This window comes from Bacteroides sp. FSHCM14E1 (assembly GCF_019633785.1).
GTDB lineage: Bacteria > Bacteroidota > Bacteroidia > Bacteroidales > Bacteroidaceae > Bacteroides > Bacteroides hominis.
Genome location: NZ_JADKYL010000005.1, coordinates 120,132 through 146,336, shown reverse-complemented (window position 1 = coordinate 146,336; position 26,205 = coordinate 120,132). Strand labels below are relative to the sequence as shown.

10 protein-coding genes and 1 pseudogene are annotated in these 26,205 nt (G+C 37.6%); 7 read left to right on the top strand and 4 right to left on the bottom strand.

Annotated features, from left to right (window positions below; genetic code table 11):
- Nucleotides 1-231: 231 nt before the first annotated feature.
- Nucleotides 232-1,482, bottom strand: a complete 1,251-nt coding sequence (locus tag ISX59_RS09950; RefSeq protein ID WP_220575865.1) for an alpha/beta hydrolase family protein — start codon at nucleotides 1,480-1,482, stop codon at nucleotides 232-234.
- Between the two features lie 742 nt (nucleotides 1,483-2,224).
- Nucleotides 2,225-3,547 carry an ATP-binding protein gene (locus ISX59_RS09945; protein WP_137569058.1) on the bottom strand — a complete coding sequence of 441 codons (1,323 nt, stop codon included), beginning with the start codon at nucleotides 3,545-3,547 and terminating at the stop codon, nucleotides 2,225-2,227.
- Nucleotides 3,548-4,025: 478 nt separating this feature from the next.
- Here ISX59_RS09945 and ISX59_RS09940 point away from each other — a divergent pair, with 478 nt between their 5' ends.
- From ISX59_RS09940 to ISX59_RS09920, 5 genes and pseudogenes are all read left to right on the top strand, one after another.
- Nucleotides 4,026-7,313: a TonB-dependent receptor gene (locus tag ISX59_RS09940; protein ID WP_044301595.1), complete on the top strand. Its 3,288-nt coding sequence runs from the start codon at nucleotides 4,026-4,028 to the stop codon at nucleotides 7,311-7,313.
- 28 nt (nucleotides 7,314-7,341) lie between these two features.
- The gene (locus ISX59_RS09935; RefSeq protein ID WP_005786633.1) at nucleotides 7,342-8,946 is read left to right on the top strand and encodes a RagB/SusD family nutrient uptake outer membrane protein; all 1,605 of its coding nucleotides are present in this window, start codon (nucleotides 7,342-7,344) and stop codon (nucleotides 8,944-8,946) included.
- Between the two features lie 193 nt (nucleotides 8,947-9,139).
- Nucleotides 9,140-9,526 (top strand): annotated as a pseudogene (locus ISX59_RS09930) (alpha-L-fucosidase C-terminal domain-containing protein); the annotation flags it as partial.
- A 569-nt stretch (nucleotides 9,527-10,095) separates the two neighbouring features.
- A complete protein-coding gene (locus tag ISX59_RS09925; protein ID WP_032530380.1) occupies nucleotides 10,096-13,419 on the top strand; it encodes a TonB-dependent receptor in 3,324 nt (1,107 codons plus the stop codon).
- A gap of 18 nt (nucleotides 13,420-13,437) precedes the next feature.
- On the top strand, nucleotides 13,438-15,000 hold the full coding sequence (locus tag ISX59_RS09920) for a RagB/SusD family nutrient uptake outer membrane protein (RefSeq protein ID WP_005809007.1): 1,563 nt from the start codon (nucleotides 13,438-13,440) through the stop codon (nucleotides 14,998-15,000).
- A gap of 207 nt (nucleotides 15,001-15,207) precedes the next feature.
- On the opposite strand, the gene nanU is transcribed toward ISX59_RS09920, so the two are convergent.
- Both nanU and ISX59_RS09910 read right to left on the bottom strand, forming a co-directional pair.
- On the bottom strand, nucleotides 15,208-16,779 hold the full coding sequence (nanU, locus tag ISX59_RS09915) for a SusD family outer membrane lipoprotein NanU (protein ID WP_005809006.1): 1,572 nt from the start codon (nucleotides 16,777-16,779) through the stop codon (nucleotides 15,208-15,210).
- 28 nt (nucleotides 16,780-16,807) lie between these two features.
- A complete protein-coding gene (locus tag ISX59_RS09910) occupies nucleotides 16,808-20,077 on the bottom strand; it encodes a TonB-dependent receptor (protein ID WP_005776513.1) in 3,270 nt (1,089 codons plus the stop codon).
- 750 nt (nucleotides 20,078-20,827) lie between these two features.
- Here ISX59_RS09910 and ISX59_RS09905 point away from each other — a divergent pair.
- Nucleotides 20,828-23,998 carry a TonB-dependent receptor gene (locus tag ISX59_RS09905; protein WP_005809005.1) on the top strand — a complete coding sequence of 1,057 codons (3,171 nt, stop codon included), beginning with the start codon at nucleotides 20,828-20,830 and terminating at the stop codon, nucleotides 23,996-23,998.
- An 11-nt stretch (nucleotides 23,999-24,009) separates the two neighbouring features.
- Nucleotides 24,010-26,025, top strand: a complete 2,016-nt coding sequence (locus tag ISX59_RS09900) for a RagB/SusD family nutrient uptake outer membrane protein (RefSeq protein WP_005776516.1) — start codon at nucleotides 24,010-24,012, stop codon at nucleotides 26,023-26,025.
- Nucleotides 26,026-26,205 lie beyond the last annotated feature (180 nt).

Genomic DNA, 26,205 nt, shown 5'->3' with positions numbered 1-26,205 from the left:
AGATTCCGTTTATCCGTCCTCTGATTTGAATAATGACAAACTGAAACAGGCGAAATATCCCACTTTGGTGGAGTATTACAGTAAATTGTATCATAGATAAAGAATCGCCATGTACCGAACAGTATACATGGTGATATGAGAGGGCGGATAACAAAATTCTTTTCTTCCTGTTTTTGTTTTCCGTCTCCTCAATTAAAATTGATTGTTTATTTAGGTTTCAATTACTACATTTCATCTTTCTTCCAATAATTCTCTCAACCATGGTACAACCAGTTCTGATTTAAAATAATGATTGGGACCATCTACATTTACCATTCGAAAATATTCATTACGATCCAGTCCTTCAGGTAAGTATTCTACATTTTTTCGTGTATTTGGATCTGCGAATTTCTTATAATGATATACTTTCACGTTATCGGGAGCGCCTGCTATAGCATACGCTTTTCTTACAAGATTCAAGTCTCTATCTAATCCCCCTTCAGTCAGTATGATAGGACGGGGTGCCAAAGCTGCTACAATGTCTGGAAAATTGAAATTTTTCCAAAAATCAGGTATTAAATGACGTATGGAATTAGGGAATGGACGGCGTCCGTTTTTATCAGGCATAGTTATCACTTCCGCCCGTTCTTGAGTTTGACATAAGAAATCATTGTAAACAAAAGCATAAATTGAAGTATCAAGCGTACCCAATACCATCATAGGTTCGGTTCCCAAAGAAAATCCACTTACTACAATGCGATCTTTACGAATATGATCCTGGGTCTTCATCCAGTTTAAAACCTGCATATCCAAATATGAAGCGTATCCCAAATAGCTCCATCCCAATTCTAAAAGATGGCGAGATACAACATCGTAATCATAATTAGAGCCCAAAGTATATCTCTCCAGGTCTGAGGCTTCTCCGGCAGCCGGGTTATCTACTGCTACCGCTATATATCCTTCTTTTACAAAGTTGAGGGCTTGGGTCAGTTTCGGATCTTTGTACCGGTCGTCCAATTGGGGAGTTATCCCCGGTTCACCTGCAAGTCCCTCCTTATTTCCTCCGGAACCGGGAATACATAAAATGGCAGGTACGGGTTTATTTATATTATCAGGTATTAAAACAAGAAAAGTAGAAACGCATTCAGGAAGCGGATAAAATTCCCATTTTTCTAATCGATAACCTTCCCGCTGTTCTCTTTTTATACAAACAGGAGCAGGAGAATTTTTTATTTGAGGAAATTTCATTATTTCTTCCATCGCATGGCGAAGTCCTTTTTGCCATTTTCGAAATTGTTTGGGAGAGAAGTCATCATGAAAAGCATAACATGGCTTAGTATTTCTGAGCATAGCGTGCACTACACCATAAGAGCTTAAAAATCGCCCGTCCTCACGTGCAGACGTGATTAAATTATGATCCTTAGGAGACCAGCCATCGGACTGAGCATATAGGCTGCCATTAAAAAACAGTGATATTCCAATTGTTAAAAAAATATTTTTCATGTGATTTAAATTTTATAGGTTTTACAAATATAGTTTTATTTTTTGATATACTCCTTTTAATTGTTGAAATATACAATTGGACATATAGTAAGTGACAGTATAAGATATGATGCAAAAAGATAGTATTTTATTTGTTTGAGAATCCTGTAATATTATCTCCTATCCTACAAATAGAAGATAATATGAATAAATTGAGGAATAATATACTGTATTGGCAAAAGTAATGTATATAAATTCATTACTGCTACCGGAAGATATTAACTGGCTAAAATCAGAATGTTAACTTTGTGTTTTCAAGAAGTTAACTTCGTACAGATACGAAATTAATTTCTTGAAAACAAGTTGTTAGTTCTCTGTCAACAGACGGTCTAAATCACTGCTAAGAGTGTGAAAATAATCTTTTATATGTTCTATTTGACAATGAAATTAAGAAAAAAGAAATATGTGGCTATGTTCCTTTTTTGAAATATCTCTATGCAAAAGTAAATCGTAAGTCGGTAAAAATATGCTTTTTGATCGTAGAATCGTGATTTCACTTTTCCTTTGATTTGATAAAACGGTTCAGATTTTGTTTTTTCTATTCTGGTTCCTCTCATCCCTCTGATTAGCACGATGTAGAGACATCAAGAAATACAAAATGTCAGATCTGTACCAATATATCAAATTGATAAAAGGGGTATTCAAAAAACAGGCTGCTCCATAGCGAGATACTTTTATCATTTTACTAATGAACATTTATCTACTACATATCCTCTAATGATAAACAGACTGTATTTATTTGGTATTTAGCCAAAACTTTATTCTCTAAGTGCTCCACTTTCTTTTGGAAAAGTTCTGGCTTGAAATTCTTTTTTTGACGTTTGACTTCTGCTACAATTGCACTTTTGTTATCTAAATAAATAGCTACAATGTCAATTTCGTTTTGATTGCCTTTGGGCTCCCACCACGAACCAATAAGACGGAACTCATAACTTTCAGCATATTTTTGCTTAAAATACTGTTCCAGGATTTTTCCTGAATATGTCGGATAGTCAGCTTTTATTAATTTTCGTAAGCCAACGAAGTTTTTTATTTCAATGAGTGAACGATTTCTATCGAAATAATTAAACCAGAAATGAATAAAGTTATCGCATATTTCATATCTGACAGTTTGAGAACCCTCTTTAGAAAAGACAGGACGTTGGCGTACTACTATGTTATAGTCTTCAATTAATCGCTTTAGATAACCGCCCAGACTCTTTTCGCCAAGTAGTGCTTCTATTTCCGTCTGAGTATTATATCCGCCAGAGATGGCGCTCAGGATTGAGAAGTAAGTACCGTAATTCTTGCCGAATTCCTCTATTAATAAATTTTTTCCTTCATCTGTAAAGGGGGAGTTGTCTCTGACCATGAAATCGATCATTTCATCAACAGTTAACACTCTGTTATCACAAAATAATTCGACGTATTTAGGAACTCCACCAGAAAATGAGTATAGTGCCAATAAATCATCATTTGTATATTGGGGATGATAGTCTTTCATGATCTTCTTTAATACATTCAGACTGAAAGCAGAAAGTTTTATAATGTTGTCAGCACGGCCAAAAAGCGGCTCCTTTTCATTATGAAAAATCTTTTCCATTAACGAATAAATAGAGCCACTCACAACGAAATTCATGTGGGTTTTTTGTCTATACTGATCCCAGATATCTTGTATATCACTATAAATTGACTTATTGATATTGTAGAATTCTTGGAACTCATCTATAACCAAATTGAATGATTGTCTGGTAGCAGCTTCCATAATATACCGAAAGAGGGATTTGAAAGTCGATATTTCTTCTGGTACATAAATATCAAGTGCCTGGGAAACTAAGGTTATGAATTCCCGACATAGAGATGCCTCATTTTTTCTCCCCACAAACAAATAGATAGTAGAAGTTTTTTCAAAGGCTCTCATAATAAGACTTGTCTTACCTATCCTTCTTCTTCCGGTAACTACTGTCAGACGAGAGTTCTCTCCAAAAGATAATTCTTGTATCCTTTGTAATTCAGCTAATTCATTCTCTCTATTGTAAAACTTCATATTCTTTGTTTATTTAGTCCTTACTTTGTAACGGGCGTTACTGTAACCGCGGTTACAAAGATAACTCTATTTCTATTATTTCAAGTACAATGTTTCATAAGATTCCTCTGACGCTTTGTATAATAATGTTAATAGCTGATTGTGTTCTTTTCGATATGCCAATTTATATATGTCAACTATTTTGAACTAACGTCTTGTCTATTATGATATAAGTTAATTATGAAGATTATATTTATAATATAACCTTATTTGTTTGTCATTTATACCCCTATGCTACCGCTAATATTTATAAATAATGGGTCTATTTTTTTCTTTTTTATAATTATGTGAATTATTTAAATTGCTGTATGTTAGCTGTTTATTAAATGTGCTTATTGTTCCATTTCTCCACATTTGGGTTACCGTCCCGATAGAACTTAGCAAACAGTTTTAAAAACACATATAAACATCTTTATTATTAACTCAAAAAGCAATACTTATGAAGAAAACCATCTTCTTGATTTTGTGCTTGTTATGTTCCATCGGAGCCATGGCGCAAAAGAAATCAATCACAGGTGTGGTTACGGATGCTACCGGTGAAACAGTCATCGGAGCAAGTGTTGTCGAGGTCGGTACCACCAATGGTGTTATAACCGACATTAGCGGCAAGTTTACGTTAATGGTCGATCCCAATGGAAAGATCAAAGTATCTTATGTTGGTTATCAGCCTCAAGTAATCGACATAAAAGGCAAAAATTCTTTTAATATTAAGTTGAAAGAAGACTCTGAAATGCTGGATGAAGTAGTAGTCACAGGATATTCCGGAACACAGCTTCGTTCTAAAGTAACTAACTCCATCTCTAAAGTAAAAGAGGAAGCTTTGACAACAGGTTTGTTCTCTAATCCAGCTCAGGCTTTATCTGGAGCGGTGTCAGGACTGAAAGTTATTCAAAGTTCCGGTAATCCAGGAGCAGCACCAACTATTATTCTTCGTGGAGGAACTAATCTGGATGGCACAGGTTCTCCCTTGGTAATTGTAGACGGCCAGCTTCGTGACGGACTAAATGACATTAATCCTGAGGACATTGAGTCCATGGATGTACTTAAGGATGCCGGTGCGACTGCACTTTATGGTGCGCGTGCCAGTAATGGTGTAATACTTGTAACAACTAAAAAGGGTAAACAAGGTTTTCGTGAGATAAACTTTAAAGCTAAAGTTGGTCTGAATTACGCATATACTCCTTATGACTTTCTTAATGGTGGAGAATATATCAAAGCGTTAAGACAAGCTGTTTATGATGCAGGTAATTTATTTGTTGATAAAGCCGGTAATACAAAGGGATACGGTGTTTATGCGAATGGTGCTCTTGACGGTGCACAGCCTTATGGTACAGGTAATGTATATGGTAAATCAGCATATAGTACAATGTATTTAAATGATGAAAACTCGTGGTTGCTTCAAAAGGGATGGAAGACGGTAGTTGATCCTATTACTGGAAAAGATATTATTTATAAAGATACCAATCTGGATAAATATAATCTAAACAATCCGGCATTATCACAAGATTATAACATAAATATGTCTGGTGGGAATGATCGTGGAAGTTATTATGCAGGTATCGGATATAATCGTCAGGAAGGTATACCTATTAATACATTTTATGAACGTTACTCATTTGTGACAAATGCAAGTTATAAAATAGCAGATTGGCTAACAAGTACATCATCGTTAAACTATAACCGCGCTAATTGGGAAAGTATGCCTGGTTCCAATGGATCAGAGGCAAATTATTTTGGTCGTATTCGTTCGTTACCTTCTACTGTGATTTTTGAGGACGAAGAAGGAAATATGGTGTTAGGTCCAGGTACGGCAGATGGAAATCAGTCTTACCAACCGGATAAATGGTGGCAAGATTTACAGTCTGATAAATTCACAATGATACAGTCGTTTAAAATTGATTTGTTGAAAAACTTATCGGTTAATTTGAATGCAAACTGGTATTACTCAGAAGATTTACAGGAAAAATTCACAAAAGACTACGAAAAGAATCCTGGGAATTATGATAGAACCCGTTCAAGTTCAATGCAGTATACCCGTGATTTTAGACAGACCTACAATGCGGTATTAAACTATAAACAGACATTCTTTAAAGACCATAATGTCGAATTGATGCTTGGAACAGAATACTATGATAAGTATTATCGTCAATTTAAAGCTTCAGGACAAGGTGCGGCAACAGATGATTTGCCAGACCTTGGTTTAACTGATCCAGGAGCAAACAAACGTTCTATTGATTCAGAACATAAAAAATTGAGAATCTTATCTTTCTTCGGACGTCTGAATTATGATTATAAATCAAAATATCTGTTATCAGCAGTATTCCGTCGTGACGGTTATTCCTCTTTGCTAGGCGATAATCGTTGGGGATTTTTCCCAGGTGTATCTGCCGGATGGATTTTCGGTCGTGAAGATTTCATCAAAAATACGATTCCGGTAATGTCATTTGGTAAGTTGCGTATGAGTTATGGTATTAATGGTAATGCATCAGGGATTGGTGAATACGATTTGCAAGGAGCTTATGGACCTACCACTAACTATAATGGAAATTTGGCATATCTTATCAGTAAACTTCCGAATCCGAGTTTAAGATGGGAAAAGACTGCTACCTTTGAAGCTGGTATTGATATGAGCTTCTTCGATAATCGTTTGACTACTAATTTTACATTCTATAATCGTTTGACATCCGACAAATATGCTAGTTTGAGTTTTCCTACTTCAACGGGATTCTCTTCTGTGACTAATAACAATGGTGAACTGCGTAACCGCGGTCTTGAAATTGAATTGTCCGGTAAGATTTTTGAGAATAAAGATTGGTCATGGTCTGCATCTGGTAATATTTCATATAATAAAAATACAATTGTTTCATTACCAGATAATGGACTTGAAAGAAATCGGCAAGATGCTTATGAGATTTATTCTGGTAAAGGTAACGAAAAAATGTGGGTAGATGGTTATCAGGAAGGTCGTGAACCCAACATGCTTTATCTTTATAAAGCAGATGGTATTTACAAATCATATAATGAAATTCCTGGTAATCTGATTGTAAAACATATGGGGTCAGTAACTTACTATGGTCCAGAAGCTTGGAATAAACTTAGTGCGGAGGAACAAGATGCTAAAAAGAATTTTCCGATCCAGCCTGGTGATGTAAAATGGCATGATGTAAATGGCGATGGCACCATCGATCAATTCGATCAAGTAAAAGTAGGAAATATGAATCCACATTGGATGGGTGGTTTCAATACAACTCTTTCATGGAAAGGACTGAAACTATATGCTCGTTTCGACTTTGCACTTGATTTCTGGGTGTATGAAAACTCAGATCAGAGTAAGACACCATGGTATATGGGATGTATGCAAGGTTCGTATAATGTACCTACTTTATACTATGATACATGGTCAGAATCAAACCCAGATGCTAAATACCCTCGTTTCTTATACGCAGATCAATTGGGTAAGAATAACTACAATACTCCATCAACCTTGTTTGCTTACAAAGGGAACTATTTAGCTGTACGTGAACTGTCACTGAGTTATGCTCTTCCTCAGAAGTGGGCGAGTGCTGCCAAAATGCAACGTGCTGAAGTGTCCATAACTGGACAGAACCTGGGATATATTACAGGAGCAAAGAATGTTTCATCACCAGAAACTGGAGCTAACGGAAAAGTAGGTTCAGGATATGCATTGCCTCGTACGGTGTTATTTGGTGTGAATCTGACTTTCTAAATTTACAAACCTTTAAAAGAATGATTATATGAACATCTTTAAAATAATGATACGATTAGGAGTTTTGGCAGTTACTGTCTGCTTGTACAGTGCTTGTGATTCACTCGATTTGGCACCTATTGACTCTTATGGTACAGGAAACTATTGGAAAAGACCAGAACATGTGCAGGCCTATATGGATGGATTGCATAAAAATCTCCGTGATAAGATTTTTCAGCATCAATATACTTTTGGAGAATCAAGAGGCGGCACAAGTATCGTGGGAACTGCTGTAGACGGTACTTCTCTATCATATGGTGAATTGGTCACTCAACAATTAACCCCACAAAGTTCGGGAGTAAGCAAATTTGGAGAACTTTACGGAATGATAGCTAATGTAAATATCTTCTTACAAAACACAAAGGATGCAACTTATATGACCGAAGACGAAAAAAGTTACTACCTAGGTCAGGCTTATGGTTTGCGTGCTTATTATTACTTTGATTTATACAGGATATATGGAACTGCCCCTTTGCGTTTGGATCCTAATCCGGTCGTTAATGGGAACTTTAATCCGGAAGAGTTGTATGCAGGACGTGCAAGTGGATCCACTCTGATGGGACAGATAAAATCAGACTTGACTGAGTCCCTGAAGTATTTTGGTGATAATAACTCTTTTGATCCTTACAACAGAGGTAATAAAAAGGCTTATTGGTCCAAAGCAGCTACAGAATATCTGGCAGCAGAAGTTTATCTGTGGAATGCAAAGGTATCAATTGATGATAACAAAGCAAATGAAACTGATTTGCAAATAGCAAAAACACATCTTAATAATTTGATGAGTAATTATAACTTAACGTTACAACCATCTTATAGTAGTGTTTTTGATGTAACTAATAAAGGTAATTCTGAAATTATTATGGCTGTTAGATATGCTGAGGGGGAAGCTAGTAATAGCTATACTACCTACATATATAATTTTCAAACAGGAAACTTTAAGACTGTAGGTTATAATGATGAAAACGGAAAACTTATGGGAGATACTTTGAAAGTTGGTACAACCGGGCAACAGCGCATTGAATACAAATCACAGTTCTTCCTTGCGTATGATAAAATAGATACTCGTCGGGATGCTTCGTTCTTAAGTGCTTATCACAAAGAAACGAATAAACTACAAGGCACCATATTTAAAAAGATTATGGGACATTTCAATCAAACAACCAATCAATATGTATGGGATGCTGATGCTGTATTATATCGTTTGGCAGGTGTATATCTGATGATGGCTGAGGTTGAAAATATGCAAGGAGGAGATGTTGCTAAATACATTAATTTTGTTCGTGAACGTGCCTATGGCAAGGCTTGGGATAAGGCTAAATATGGTTATGAGAATGCTGATTTCACAACTAATGAATTAGCGATTCTTCACGAAAAAGATAAAGAAATGCTTGGTGAAGGACAGCGCTGGTGGGATGTATTACGTATGACCCTAACTAAAGGCGGAAAGCCACTGGTGTTCTGTACAGAAGGAAGCGTAGACGGCACTCCTATTTTGAATGAGGCTACTGAAGCATATAAAGTACTTTGGCCTATTGAAACTGAAATGCTAAATAAAGATCCCAAGTTGGAGCAAACTCCAGGGTATGTTAAATAGAAATTATTCGATATACTGGAGAAAGATTTTCTCAGATATTTAAAAGTGGCATGGGACTTATTTCTGTATTACCAGGGATAAGTCCCATTATTGTAAAAATGAAGGTTTGTTTTTTATTTTATATTTATCTTCCAATAGCAAACTAATTATTCTTTCTGGAAATTGTATCCAATAATTAATAATAAAAGTCATACGTGCTTGGAACCGTTCATGCCAATGGACTAAGGGTAACAGGGAGTGGAAATCAAAAGAAAAGCATTATGTCAGTGGAGATGCTATATTGAAACAGACAGTCGATCCGGAGCCCGGATATGCGGTAAAAGAAGTTTTTTTCACCCCAAAGGGAGAAAACGTATACGCTATTTTATCTCAATATCCTAAAAATAAAATTGTGTTGAAAAACGTTCAAACAAGGAATAAGACTAAGATTGCTTTATTAGGATCAGATAAGAAAGTTCTTTGGAAACAAAAAGGTAATGATCTTGAAATCACAATGCCTTCTCTGTACGCAGATGAATTACCTTGTGATTATGCATGGGTTCTTAAATTGGACAATATAGAAAATAAAAAAGACCGATAGGTATATTGTATAAAACCGATTAGTTTCTTTTTTGTTGCACGAGCATGCTGCACAAATTGAAAAGGCAGTATCTGAGTATCTTTCTGTATACTTGGGTACTGCCTTAAATATAAACTCTATGAAGCTTTTTCTTTAAATAATTATCTCTATAAGTATAGCTGAATTTATTTTCCTTCAAGTATCCGTCACTTAGTACTATAAAATGTTAATAGTGGCATTGCTTTTTCTATTGTGTTAGAATGTATGTATTGTAAATAATTATCAATATTATTTCTAATGACTTTCTTTTTCCCCTGTTCTTGTCCACAGTAATGTTTATATTGCATTTTTATAACATTTATCTGTTGTTTTATACCATTAGTCTACCGTCCGAAAAAAGTTATTTTCTCACTTATATTAGCCTTTTGGGGCTTAAAAAACAAATTGTATATCTCTGTATATCAGCTTCTTTCCTGCTTACTCTCTTTTTCTTCTCCTTCCATTTTTCGCCTACCGTCCCGATAGAACTTAGTAAACAGTTTTAAAAACACATATAAACATCTTTATTATTAACTCAAAAAGCAATACTTATGAAGAAAACCATCTTCTTGATTTTGTGCTTGTTATGTTCCATCGGAGCCATGGCGCAAAAGAAATCAATCACAGGTGTGGTTACAGATGCTACCGGTGAAACAGTCATCGGAGCAAGTGTTGTCGAGGTCGGCACTACCAATGGTGTAATTACCGACATTGACGGCAAGTTTACATTAATGGTCGATCCCAACGGAAAGATCAAAGTCTCTTATGTTGGTTATCAGCCTCAAACGATCGATGTAAAGGGCAGAAATTCTTTTAATATTAAGTTGAAGGAAGATTCTGAAATGTTGGATGAAGTGGTTGTAACAGGTTATGGCGGTAAACAATTGCGTTCTAAAGTGACTAACTCCATAGCCAAAGTAAAAGAGGAAACTTTAAAACAAGGTATGTTTACTAATCCGGCTCAAGCTCTTTCCGGTGCTGTAGCAGGTTTGTCAGTAAGTCAGACTTCGGGTAATCCGGGTAGTGCTCCAACTTTAGTACTCCGTGGTGGTACGAACTTTGATGGTTCCGGTTCTCCACTGATCTTAATTGACGGTCAGGTACGCTCTTCGCTGAGTGATATTAATCCGGATGATATTGAATCAATGGAGGTGTTGAAAGATGCCGGTGCAACTGCTATTTACGGTGCACGTGCTAATGATGGTGTAGTACTTGTAACAACAAAACGTGGTAAGGCGGGTAGAGCAGAGGTAAATCTAAAAGCAAAGTTTGGCTTGAACTACTTCAAGGATTCTTATAACTTTATGAATGCCGGTGATTACCTTTATTGGATGCGTACAGGTTATATGAATGCTTACGTTGGAGATATGAAACACCCGGACGGAGCTAATGTGAAAGGATGGTCTTCTCTAAGCGGATTGACTACTGCAACTCCTTATGGAACAGGTAATTTATATTTTGACAAGGATGGTGTAACGCCATTAGACGGAAATAAAACAAGTTCTGCTATTTGGAGTCCGATGATCTATTCAGATAATCTATCTTTTCTGCTCAATCAAGGATGGCAGACTATGATTGACCCGGTATATGGAGATAAAATTATTTATAAAAATACAGACATTGCCGATTTTAATATAAACACACCTTCATTCTCTCAGGATTATAACTTAAGCGTAAGCGGTGGTAATGATAAAGGAAGTTATTATGCCGGCTTGGGCTACAATAAGAGTGAGGGTACAGCAGTAGGTAACTGGTATCAACGAATTACTTTTACTTTTAATGCTGATTATAAACTTAAGGAATGGTTAACTTCTAATTCAAGTTTCAATTTTGCAGATGCGACCTGGAACGGACTTCCTGCATCGCAAACAGCTGAGGCTAACTATTTCTCACGCTGTCTTTCATTACCTCCTACTTTCCGTGGTTATAATGCAGATGGAGATATGCTATTAGGACCGAACTCCGGTGATGGTAACCAACAATACAATTTTAAGCAATTCGTTCGTGATAATAATACGGATAAGTTTACGATGAATCAATCTTTCACAATTGATTTCATGAAAGGTCTCTCATTGAAATTAGGAGCCATCTGGTATTATTCCGAAGAAAAAACAGAAGCTTTTAATAAAGACTATTTGAGCTCTCCGGGTAACTTGATTACATCTCACGCCACCTCTGCTTCATATAGCCGTACTTTAGACCAAACATATAATGCCGTATTGAACTATAATTATCAGATCAATAAGGACAACTTCTTGGATGCAATGGTTGGTTTTGAATACTATGATTCATACGGCAAGGGATTCAGTGCTTCTGGTTCTGGAGCTCCCACCGATGATTTTATGGATTTGGAATACACCTCAAAAGAGGAAGGAATGCGTTCTATAGACTCTTCACATTCTCGTCAACGTATTATGTCATTCTTTGGACGTGTTAATTATGACTACCAATCTAAGTATCTGCTTTCTTTGGTTTTAAGACGGGATGGATATTCCAAATTAGCTAAAGAAAACCGTTGGGGAGTATTTCCGGGTGTATCAGCGGGATGGGTGTTCAGTAAAGAAGAATTTATGGAAAACACAGCATCTATTCTTTCATTCGGTAAATTACGTGCCAGCTTTGGTTTAAATGGTAATGTAAACAAGAACTTTGTTGGAAACTATACAGTTCAGGGAGCTTATGGCAGCAATCGCTATAATGGTTCAACCGGTTTCTTGTTAAGCAGCATTCCTAACCCATATTTGATGTGGGAAAAATCGAGAACTTTTGAAGTCGGTTTAGATATGGGCTTTTTGGAAAATCGCATCAATGCTAACTTGACATATTACAACCGTTTGACTAGTGATAAATATGCTAATATCACAGTACCGTCTACTTCAGGTGTAAGTTCTGTTACTTCAAACAATGGTGAGTTCCAGAATCAAGGATTTGAATTTGAATTAGGATTCCGGATCATTGATTCCAAAGACTGGAAGTGGAACTTGAACTGGAATGGTGCTTTGAACAAAAACAAGGTTGTTTCTTTGCCGGACAATGGACTTGAAAGAAATCGTCAAAGTGCTTATCAGGTTTATACTGGAAACGGAGATGAAAAAATGTGGGTTGGTGGATATCAGGAAGGACAACGTCCGGGCGATCTATACATGTTTGTGGCAGAAGGACTTTATAAATCTCAAGACGAAATCCCGGCTAACTTGATTGACTTGACAACAGGTAATAACGGTTCAAGTGGCCGTCCTCTTTATGGTGGAACAGAAGGTTACAATAAATTAACAGATTCTCAAAAAGCCAATGCCCTTCCGATTCAGCCGGGTGACGTGAAATGGAAAGATGTAAATGGTGATGGAGTTATTGATAATTATGACATGGTGAAAATTGGGAATACTGTTCCTAAATGGACAGGAGGTATCAATACTACTGTAAGCTGGAAGGACCTTACCTTGTCTGCACGTTTCGACTATGCATTGGGATTCACCGCAGTGGACTGGAAAACAATGTGGATCATGGCATGTGCTCAAGGTACTTATAATACCATTGAGGAGACCAAAAACACATGGACTCCTGAAAATCCGAATGCTAAATATCCAACTTATGTATGGGCCGATCAATTGGGTAAACGTAATTATTGCCGTAGCTCATCCATGTTTGCCTATAATGGAAATTATCTGGCGCTGCGTGAACTCTCATTATCCTATAAATTACCATCTGTATGGGCGCAAAAAGCTAAGTTGAGCAATGTGGAACTATCTATTACAGGTCAGAACTTAGGCTATTTGACAGAAGCAAAACACCTATTCTCACCGGAAAAAGCAGATAATAATGGAGGATATCCATTACCTCGTACAGTGATTTTTGGTATTAATGTTTCTTTCTAAATATAAAAAAGACAAATTATGAAAAAGATAATATATATCATTTCCTTATTTGTATCGTCTGTGCTTTACACTTCATGCGATGCATTGGATCTCGCTCCGGAAGACTATTTCGGAAGCGGCAACTACTGGAATAATAAAGCCCAGGTGGAAGGGTTTATGAATGGCATGCACTCTCAATTGAGAGGTAACTATAATATGTTTTATTGTTTGGGAGAATTGCGCGGTGGTACACAGCGCGTTGGTAGTTCTTCACAAAACACCAGTTTGGACTATGCCATATTGCGTACCAACACTTTAAGCCAGGATAATCCGGGATTCAGCAACTGGTTTGGATTATATAGCCCGATTATGCAAGTTAATCATTTCATTCAAAAAGTTGAGAATGAATGTGATTTTTTAAGTGAGGCAGACAGAAAAGCCTATTTAGGACAAGCATATGGTTTAAGGGCTCTTTATTATTTTATGCTTTATAAAACTTACGGCGGAGTACCTATTGTAACAACAGTCGAGTTGCTGGATGGCAAAGTGACTGCAGATAAATTTTATGTCGAACGTGCTACACCCGAGGCCACTATGGCCTTCATAAAAGAAGATATCGGTAAATCTGAAAACTATTTTGGTACAGAAGAAGTGACCAATAAATATGATAAGACAATGTGGTCTAAAGCTGCTACTCTGATGTTGAAAGCGGAAATTTATATGTGGGCTGCTAAAGTTTCAATAAATGGCTATACAGCTTCTGGAAGATCGGATTTAGAAACAGCCAAAACAGCTCTGAATGGAGTGATAGGCAAATTTCAGCTATTAAATAAATTCAGCGATGTATTTAGTACAGCTAACCGTAATAATGCAGAGGTTATTTTCACCTTACATTTTGCTGATGGCGAAGCTACAAACTGGGGAGGCATGTTCCTCTATCAGGAGGCAGTATTCATTGGACAGGTATATGACCGTGATGATAATAAAATTGAAACGGATACATTAAATTTGAAAGGTACCGGAGGTACATTCCGCCATGAATATACAGAAGATTTCTGGAAAAGCTATAGCGATAAAGACACTCGTCGTGATGCAACATTCTTAGAATATTATACCCAAAAGAATAAAGAAGGCTTTGGTTGTGTTATGCTTAAGGCTATTGGTTCTATCAACTCGAACAACAATCGTATTTATGATACCGATGTGATTGTTTACCGTTATGCCGATGCTTTATTGATGATGGCTGAAATAGAAAATGGTTTAGGAAATCCTTGCGCAGGTTATATTAATGAAGTGCGTGAACGTGCATATGGCTCCAATTATGAGGCTAATAAATATACGGAAGGAAATTATGCAGAGAATGAATTGACCATTCTCCAGGAACGTGATAAAGAGTTTGTTTGGGAAGGTAAGCGATGGTTTGATGTAGTACGTATGCATGATGCTAATGGCAAATCTCTTGCTTTCTCTGCTACTGCGAATTATCCTTCGGATAAACCTCTTTTGGACCCAAGCGAGGAATACAAGTTGTTATGGCCTATTGATGTTAACATTATGAGTGTCAATCCGTTGCTGAAACAGACACCTGGATATGAAAAATAAAACTTAATCAATAGGTTTTAAATATGATTATTTATTAAATGTAGAAGCTGTCTCGGTTATTATTGAGACAGCTTCTCTTTTTTCATTGCCATACACACATTACTCCTTATTCTCCAATCATAGAGCCGATTTTTATATATGCAGATGGAGGAGAACAAAATAAAGCGGGGAATGTCCGGCCGGACATTCCCCGCTTATACTAACTAATCAATTTTCATATCCCGGAGTCTGTTTTAACGCCGGATTGTCTGTCAATACACTTTCATTAATCGGCCATAATAAGCGGGTCGCAACGGCAGAAGTGCGCTTTGTCACATAGTCTGCACCCAATAATCTTAAATCATACCAGCGTTTCCCTTCAAACATAAATTCACGCATGCGCTCTTTCAAAATGGCTTCCAAAGGATCTTCATCACCGGACATGTATTTATTATCCGTATAGAAGTCTCCTTTATCATTCGGATAAGATAGCGTAGCTTTGTTTAACTCAAAGAACTCTTTTCCATAAGCACGTTCACGAACTTGATTGATCTCAGTTGCCGGATCTTCTCCCAACAGCGCTTTTGCTTCGGCAAGTAATAACAGGCAGTCTGCATATCGATAAATGGGGTAATCATTCAAAAAACTGCGCTGTGAAGCTCCGTCCAACAGGACTCCCTGATACTTATTGCAGAAAGGAGCAATATATTTAATTGTGCCATCTTCTTGCTTTTGGTAAACAGCTGTCATGGAAGCGTCCTTACGGGTATCTCCATCACGGAATGCCTTATTATACAAATCGTATCTTATCTGCAGACGAATCAAACCGTTAAGTTGTCCTTCAGGCAAATCTTTAAATGAAATTCCTTCTTTATTACAGTAAGTTGCAGTCATGTATGCCTGCTGTGGTACTAAGTTTTGTCTAAATCTATCGTCCCACATGTTATACTCATCTTTTGCATTACGTATAGAGAAAATAATTTCGGCATTATCTTTATTATTGTAAGCAAATACTTTTGAGAAATCATCCTGCAAGCTGACATTTACATTACTGATAATTGATTGTAAAGCTGTTTTGGCTGTAGTATAATCTGTTGTGCCGCCACCCATTTGACGCCCACTCCATAAATAAACTTCACCTTTCAGCATTTGTGTTGCGGCCATTGACCAGTAATATCTGCCGAATTTGAAAGAGTAATCACTGCCGAATGCCTTTTCAGAAGCAATGATATCTTCTTTGATTTGTTTCATCACATCTTCTGCAGGAGAGGCTGCTTTTGAGAGGTTGCTTAAGTCTAAAGAGGCTCCATTCGTATAATCCAGATAGAGAATAACATCTCCCCAAGAACGCAATAAATGAAAATAAAGATATGCCCGCATACCATAAGCTTCACCTAAATAATAGTTTTTAGTAGCTTCGGGAAGTACAGTCGTTTCTTTGGTTTTAGCGATCATCAAATTGATCTGATTGATCACTTTGTACATTCCTGCAAAGTTGGTTATTCCTGTGTTTTCCTTATTTATCGTATTGAAAGGCAAGCGTTCCATACCTTGAGTGGCTTCTCCTCCAAAGGGAACGTCTCCATAAATGTCCGCACGAGGCTCACCTAATAAGAAAAAATTAAAACTACATTCTCTAAGTAATGCATGCAAACCTACATTAAAGGTACTGAACTGAGCTTCAGTCTTCCAGTAATTACTATCCGCAATAGAACTGGTAGGTTCAATATCCAGTGCATCACATCTTGAAAACAGCAGGAGAGAAAGCCCTGCTAACATATATGTAAATATTTTCTTCATAATGCTATTTGTATTAATCATATATAATTTAGAATGTCACTGACAAACCGAATAAAACTGTTCTCGGAGTTGGATAACGTCCGTTATCTATTCCACGACCATAAGTTGTATCTACAGCCGGCTCAGGAGAAACACCCGTGTATCCGGTGATATAGAATAAGTTCTGTCCTGTTACATAGACTGATGCATCTGTCATGCCAACTTTACTGATCCATGCTTTAGGCAGATTATAATTTAATGTCAATTCACGCAAAGCCAGATAATCACCCTTTTCATAGAAGCGTGAACTGTTATTATCAATAGCTGTATTACCGTTATTTGAACGTGTAATATTTTTCTTGCTTAACTGGTCTGCGTAATAGAATGCAGGTAAATCTGTATCAGTATTGGTCTCACTCCATGTCTTTTTTACCTCTTTAATAATATTGAATGAACCTTGATACTGTCCCAAAGAACGTGCTGCGAGATCATTATAAATGGTATGTCCTAAAGCGTAATCGAAACGAGCATATAAAGAGAGGTTTTTATAACCCAATGTAGTAGAGAATCCACCAGTAATTTTTGGAAATATATTTCCTACTACTTGACGGTCATATCCATTGATTACACCATCGCCATTGATATCTTCCCAACAAACATCACCCGGTTCGATCGGTTGCCATCCTTCTTTTCCGGCATATTGGGCTGCAAGTCCGGGACCATATAAGTTGGCTACCTCGTCGATGCGGTTATTGGCATACTTTTTCACGTCATCCCAATCTTTGAATATATGATTTTGTTTGTAAGCAACCAATTCTCCCAATTTACCACCTTCCTGACGGCCGGCAATCCATTTTGTTTCAGGAGTTCCATCGGCTTTTTTGCGTCCGGTTGCCACTTCATAGCCACCTACACGGTTATTTTCATTGCCGTTATAAGGTAATTTCACAATTTTGTTTGCTACAGAAGACAGATTGGCTGTAACATCCCATGTCAATCCTTTCGGGTTATTCAGAATGTTGGCTCTTACTTCCATTTCGAAACCATAGTTGCGCAGAGTTCCCATATTAGTCATGATCTCTGTAAAGCCTGTATATCCCGGAAGTGCTTGTTTAGTTAACAAGTCTTTAGTAGTACGGTTGTAGTAGTCAAGAATGAAACTTAACCGATTGTTTAAGAATCCGATGTCCAGACCAGCTTCAAATGACTGACTTTGTTCCCAGCGTAATCCGGTGTTTACCAAGCCTGAGTTGTAGAATGCGGTTGAACCTCCATATGTCTTTGCACCTACTTGAGAGTAAGCACCATATACATCGAAATTTCCGATACCATTTACATTTCCATTTACACCATAGCTAAGACGAGGTTTCAAGTTAGAAATAACTTCTGAGACTTTAGAATCCTTCCAGAAATTTTCTTCCATGATATTCCAACCCACAGACACACCAGGGAAAAATCCCCAACGGTTATCTTTCAGTTTTGAAATACCATCATAACGAGCAACAAATGAAATTAAATATCTCATGTCATAGTTATAATTGATACGGCCAAACCCTGATAGAATACGGTATGCTGTTTTAGTTGTAGAAGTATAAGTCCTTGTAGAACCAGCATTCAAGGTAGGAATATCATCAGTTGGAGAGTTTTGGGTTTTAGCTTCAAAATCGAACTGATCATAGGTGAAGTATTCAGTTCCTACCATTGCTTCCAGATTGTGTTTTTCAGCAAAAGTATCTGTGTATGTCAGTGTTCCGTTCAACTGAATTTGATTGTATTTCTGGACATAAGCTTCAGCCTGACGTGTATTATCAGGAGTTGCAGAAGATTGAGCTTGATAAGATTTATTAAACTTCTCTCTCTGCCAGTCATAACGATAAAGTGAAGCATTTCCATTTAACACTAATTTTTTAGGTAAAATGTCAAGGGCAAATCCAACACTGTAGGTTGATTTATTAGTGCTGTTCTCGCTCGTCAACTTATCTCTGTAATAATCGGGATTACCGTCTCCTGTACCGAAACCGGAGGCCGGAGTTCCATCTTCATTCCAAGGATTCCATGTCGGACGTTGAGAACGTGTACGGTAGAAAAATTCATATTGACCGATCCAAAGTTCCGGTTGAGTTGACCAAGAGTAAGTCGCATTAGCCTTTACTGTCAGGAAAGGAAATACTTTATAAGAACCGTTCAATGCACCATTGAAGCGCTCGTAACCAGTACCTCTAATCTGACCATCTTCTTTATAGTAGCCTAAACTTGCAGAAAAAGTCCCTTTATCATTACCACCTGTAATGTTCACATAATGATCTTGAGTTAAAGCACTATTGTTAAACACCACATCGTCCAATTCACCAGAGTAGTCTTTATACAAGATCGTTTTTCCATCATAAAATGGATCTGCCATAGAAGACCAACCTTCATTTTTCAGATTAGCATTTTCGTCTGTCAAATAGCGGATATCAAATAAGTTATTTCCAATACCATATCCCATTTGTGTATCGACATTGGTACGTCCGGTTCTTTTGTAGCCCATACGGTTATAATAAATATAATCGTGTGCATCGCAAAAATCATAGCCTTTACGAGCGAAGTTCACACCCATTTTAAATTTGTAATTAACAGATGCTTTTCCTTCTTTTCCACTTTTAGTCTCAACCAAAATAACACCACCATTGGCACGTGCACCATAAATAGCTGTTGAAGCGGCATCTTTCAAAACCTGAATAGATTCAATATCAGAGGGATTAATATCACTCATGCTATTGCGAACAATACCATCGACTACAATAAGAGCTTTGCTGTTGTCGCCTGTAATAGTAGCGCCTCCACGCAATGTAATATCCGGTTCACTACCAGGTTGCCCCGTTTTGTTAACAACACGAAGACCTGTAACAGAGCCTTGTAAAGACTGTCCTGCATTACTGAAAGCCGCATTTTTAAGTACAGAATTATCAAGCTTTGAAATAGCAGTAGTTAAAGTTGCACGTTTTTGTGAGCCACCGTATCCTGTAATCACCACTTCATCTAATACCTCTGTATCTTCTTTCAGTACTACATTGTAAGTGTTTGCAGCGCTAACAGTAATTGTTTGAGGTTTGTAACCAATATAGCTAACTGTGAATTTAGCGCCAGTAGCTATCGTTAATGAGAACTTGCCGTCAAGGTTAGTGATTGTACCATTGGTTGTACCTACCTCAACGACACTTGCACCGATGACAGATTCACCGGTACCATCTGTAACCACACCTGTGATGGATTTTGTTTGAGCTATAGCTCCTATAGAGCATAATAAGCACAAAATCAAGAAGATGGTTTTCTTCATAAGTATTGCTTTTTAGTTAATAATAAAGATAATTATAATTGCTTTTACTAAGTTCTATCGGTACTTGGTATTTTTACTACCTAAATAATAAATGAAAAAGGTTAAATTTATTATTTCTTTTCATTTATATACTATCAAACCGTTGCAAATATATATATTATATTAAAAACTCACAAGTATATTTTAAATATATTTTTTATATAACCGAAATAATATTGAAAAACTAAGATAATCAGCTCCGGATTCTCATAAAAGATTGTTTATGGAAGAGTGCTATATATATAATATTGATTTCTTATATTATATATGAGACTGCTTTCATTAAAATGGACAAATGTAATATGTTTTTATTTTGAAATACTGTTTGATTAACTTGAAAAGTGCCAAAGATTATATCTAATAACCTTATTATATGTTATAAGATGTTTCTTTGTGTTGAAAGATGGATCACTTCATTTCACTTACATAAAAGTGGCTTCCGAACACAAGAAAAGATGAAAAGTATAGCCTGATGATTCACTACTTTTCACCATAATAAATTTGTTTGTGAACATTTGTACGAAAATATTTTTTTAAAATCTTTCGTTTGTAAGATAAACAATTGATGTTTAGATTATTGCATATTTATTGTCCTTATTTCTGTTATACCATATAACCAAGTACCGATAGGACTGTGCTCATTTTCAGGTGTTTATATTTAAGAGATTTAGAAGAGATAATTTTCCTTTTTTATTAACTAAAAATCAATTTATGAAAAAAGTCCTTTTTATTTTGTTGGGCTGTTTGCTATCGTTTAATGTGATGGCACAGGTAAAGGCGATTTCGGGGGTGGTAACAGATGTTACCGGAGATCCCGTTATTGGGGCAAGTGTTGTAGAAGTGGGAACCACTAATGGAGTAATTACTGACTTAAATGGTAAGTTCTCGTTAAAAGTGGCGCCTAATTCACAATTCTTGGTGAGTTATATTGGCTATAAACAACAAACTATTAAAGTTGGTTCTGAAAGCACTTATAATATTGTGCTGAAAGAAGATTCGGAAGTTCTGGATGAGGTTGTTGTAGTAGGTTATGGTTCACAAAAGAAGGTGAACGTTACGGGAGCTGTAGGTATGGTTAGTGCTGATGCATTGGAAGCACGGCCGGTAGCAAATGCTTCACAAGCGTTACAGGGGGTTGTTCCCGGTTTGAATCTTACTGTTGGCAATAACGGTGGTTCTCTGGATGGAACATTGAACATGAATATTCGTGGAGCCGGAACGATCGGTGATGGATCGGGTTCTTCTCCATTGGTTTTGATTGATGGCATTGAGGGTGATCTGAATACTGTCAATCCTAACGATATCGAATCTGTTTCGGTATTAAAAGATGCTGCATCGGCTTCTATCTATGGTGCAAGAGCTTCGTTCGGTGTGATTCTTGTAACTACAAAGAGTGGTAAGAGCGGTAAGACAAATGTGTCATATAGCGGTAGCGCACGTTTTTCTGATGCTATTGGTATTCCCGATATTATGGATTCTTACACTTTTGCTCAGTACTTCAATCGTGCTTCTGCTAATAAAAGTGGCGGTGATATTTTTGCACCTGCCGTAATGGAACGCATCAAAGCCTATCAAGAAGGAACGTTGAAAGCTACTACAGTTGATAATGGAGCAGGTATTTGGCAAAAATGGGCTAGTGCGAATGGAAACACGGATTGGTTTGAAGAATTTTATGATCATTGGGCGCCATCTCAGGAACATAACCTTAGTATTAATGGTGGTACGGACAAAACCCAATACTTGATTAGTGGAAGTTTTCTGGATCAGAAAGGTTTAATGCGTCATGGATCTGACAAGTTTCAACGTTACACACTGAATGGTAAAATCACAACGGCTGTCACTGACTGGTTCAAGGTGGCATATTCTACTAAATGGACCCGTGAGGATTTTGAACGTCCTACTTACTTGACAGGAAACTTTTTCCATAACTTAGCTCGTAAATGGCCTGTGCATCCGGCTTATGATCCTAACGGATTCCCTATGGACGAAGGTGAAGTGGAGCAGATGGAAAATGGAGGAAAGCAGAACAGCCAGAAAGATTTTTATACGAATCAGTTGCAACTGGTTTTTGAGCCTATTAAAAACTGGAAAATCAATCTTGAAGGTAGTGTACGTACCACTACTCAATATCAGCATTGGGAAGTATTACCTGTTTATGCCTACAATGTAGATGGAGATCCCTATTATACAGTGTGGGATATGGGATATGGTTCTTATGCGGCAGGTTCTTCTCGCGTGAATGAATATAGTTGGAAGGAAAATTATTATACCACAAATATTTATTCGGACTATTTCAAACAGTTCGATAACGGACATTATTTTAAAGTGATGGCTGGTTTTAATGCAGAGTTATATAAAACCAGAAACATTACGGCTGAGAAAAACACATTGATTACTCCGGGGGTACCGACTATTAATACGGCAACTGATGACCCACAGGCTTATGGTGGTTATGCCGACAACTCTGTAGCCGGTTTCTTTGCGCGTGTCAACTGGAGTTATAAAGATCGCTATATGTTTGAGGCTAATGGCCGATATGATGGTTCTTCCCGTTTTGTCGGAAAAGAACGTTGGGGATTCTTCCCTTCGTTTTCTGCCGGTTGGAATATCGCCCGCGAACCATTTATGGAAAGCTTTGCTGAAAAGATCAATATGGGAAGTTTAAAGTTAAGAGCTTCATGGGGACAGTTGGGTAATACGAATACCAATGATGCTTGGTATCCATTTTATCAGACTATGCCTGTAGGGTCTAATTATGGTTGGTTAGTAAATGGCGAACGTCCTAACTATGCTACAAATCCGGGTATTGTCAGTTCTAAGAAAACATGGGAAACAGTAGAGACTTGGGATGTCGGTTTGGATTGGTCTTTCTTTAATAATCGTTTGTCTGGTTCATTCGACTATTTCGTACGTTATACTTATGATATGATTGGTCCGGCTCCTGAACTTTCAAGTCTGTTGGGAACTTCAGTTCCTAAAATCAACAACTCGGATATGAAATCATATGGTTTTGAGTTGGAGTTGAATTGGAGAGACCGGATTGGTGAAGTTTCTTATGGAGCTAAATTAGTGCTTTCTGATGACCAACAGAAAATTTTGCGTTATCCGAATGACTCATATGATGTAGGTTCGTACTATAAAGGCAGACACTTGAATGATATTTGGGGATTGACAACAATTGGCATTGCAAAAACACAGGAAGAGATGGATGCCCATTTGGCAAAAGTTGATCAGTCTTCTTTGGGAACCAGTTGGGGAGCCGGTGACATTATGTATGCCGATTTGGATGGTGACGGAAAAATAAGCAATGGTACTAATAAGTTAGGAGATACCGGTGACTATCGCATTATCGGTAATTCAACCCCTCGCTTGAAATATGGTCTTACGTTGGACGCTGCGTGGAAAGGATTCGATTTCAGTATTTTCATGCAGGGAATCGGAAAACGTGACCTGTGGTTGGACGGATGTTATTTCTGGGGAGCCAACGGACAAGGAAATGAATGGCAATCTACCGGATTTACTGAACATTGGGATTTCTTCCGTCCGGAAGGTGACCCGTTGGGTGCTAATTTAGATGCGTATTATCCACGTGTTAACTTTAGTGGTGGCCGTAATACCCAAGTCCAGACACGTTATTTGCAGAATGGTGCGTATCTGCGCTTGAAAAATGTTCAGTTGGGTTATACATTGCCTCGGGTGTGGACAGAAAAAGCCGGAATCTCTTCTGTACGTGTATATCTTTCAGGAGATAACCTGGCTACAATCACCAGCCTTTCTAAGATTTTCGATCCGGAGGCTACCGGAAGTTTGGCCGGAACAGGATCCGGTAAACTGTATCCTTTGCAAAGAGTAATATCTGTCGGTGTTAACATTAATTTCTAAATTGAAGTATTATGAAACTTAAAATAAAAAATCTGTTTATACAAGCATGTTTTATTGCAGGAGGGGCATTGACACTCACATCCTGTAATGACTTTCTTGACAGAGAACCGCTTTCTTCTGTCACACCGGAAGTCTATTTTCAGACAGTAGACCATTTCGCTGCTTATTCCATAGCGAAGTATCAGAACTATTTTTCTTCGCATGGCGGTTATGGAGCAGGCATAGCCAATAATGATGGCGGAACAGATAATATGGTAGCCGGAGGGCGTAGTAGCCGTTATGTAAAAGGACTTTGGAAAGTTCCTTCCAGTGATGGCAACTGGAGTTTTAGTAATATCCGTTATTGCAATTACTTCTTTGAAAATGCTGTGCCTAAATATGAAGCGGGTGAAGTTGCCGGAGCGGATGCTGATATTCGTCATTATATTGGAGAAATGCATTTGATGCGTGCGCTTGTGTATTATAATCTGTTGCGTAATTATGGTGATTTTCCGATCATAACGGAAGTTCTTCCTGACGATAAAGCGGTACTGATGGAGAAAGGTGTTCGTCAGCCTCGTAATCTGGTTGCCCGTTTTATCTTGAAAGATTTGGATGACGCTGCCAGTATGATGTATAGTCAGGGATTTAAGAATAATACTCGTTTGAATCGTGAGACGGCTTTGTTGATTAAATCACGGGTAGCATTGTATGAAGCTTCTTTCGAAAGGTACCATAAAGGTACAGGAAGGGTACCGGGAGATGACAACTGGCCGGGAAAGAAAGTGCATCCTAATTTTTCGTTGGATGTGGAAGCAGAAGTTGATTTCTTCTTGACAGAGGCTATGAAGGCTGCGGAAGAAGTGGCAGATAAAATCACTTTGACACCCAACACGAAAGTTGCGGACCCGGCTAATCCTTCTATTACATCCGGATGGAATCCTTATTTTGAGATGTATGCTACTGTTGATTTGAGTGGCTATGATGAAGTGCTTTTCTGGCGTCAATATGCAAAAACCGGTAGCTTCTCTATCATGCATGGTGCTCCGGCATGGATTGCATCCGGTTCTAATCATGGTTTGTTGAAAAGCTATGTTGAAAGTTTCTTGATGCAGGATGGTTTACCTTGGTATGCGGCAAGCAGTGCGGCTCCTTACAAAGGTGATGCTACATTGGATAATGTGAAAGCAAATCGTGATAATCGTCTTCAGTTGTTTATGTTTGGTGAAAGTAATTTTGTGCCTGTATATTCAACCGAAGAAGCGGGTACGGTGAAAATGTTTGCTCCACACCCGGTGTCTAACCGTGAAGAGATGAGAGACCAGACAGGATATCGCATTCGTAAATATGCCAGCTTTGATATGGCACAGAATGTTTGGGGAAAGGCTGAATCAACTACAGGATGTATTATTTACCGTGGTGTTGAGGCTTATCTAAATTATCTGGAAGCTTATTATATGAAGAATGGCAATGTGGCAGGCAAAGCGGCTCAGTATTGGAGAGCTATTCGTGAACGTGCCGGATTGGATCCTGATTTTACAAAAACTATCAATGCGACTGATTTGAATCAGGAAACAGATTGGGGTAAGTATTCAGGTGCCCAGGTTGTAGATGCTACCTTATTAAATATACGTCGTGAGCGTCGTTGTGAATTTATTGGTGAAGGTATGCGTTGGGATGATTTGGTTCGTTGGCGTTCGATGGATCACTTGCTGACGAAAAACTATATGCCTGAAGGATGTAATTTCTGGGATGAAATGTATAAGTCGGCTAACAAAGATGAGAATGGTGCTGAGATTACATTTAAAGATTCCGGTGAAGAAGGTTCCAATATCTCTTCACGTACCTTTAAGTATTTGCGTCCTTATGCCATTTTGAAAGCCAATAATGACGTATACGACGGTTATACCTGGCAGAAAGCTCATTATCTCAACCCTGTGCCGGTTCGCGAGATGGAATTGCTGTCTCCGGATGAAAAAGTAGAAACGTCTGTATTATACCAGAATCCTTATTGGCCAACTAAGATTGGAGAGGTTGCTGAAGAATAATTCGGTTTTCAATAGATTATTTAAATAAAGTAGAGGAGAGGGGTGTTATTGAAGATAACGTCTCTCTCTTTTTTATTCTGACTTCAGATATGCTCATCACAAAGTTAAAACTCAGAATCCGAAAGATTCAGAGTAAAGTATATCTTGATCTTTAGAGAAATGTTTTCTTCGTACAAGCCA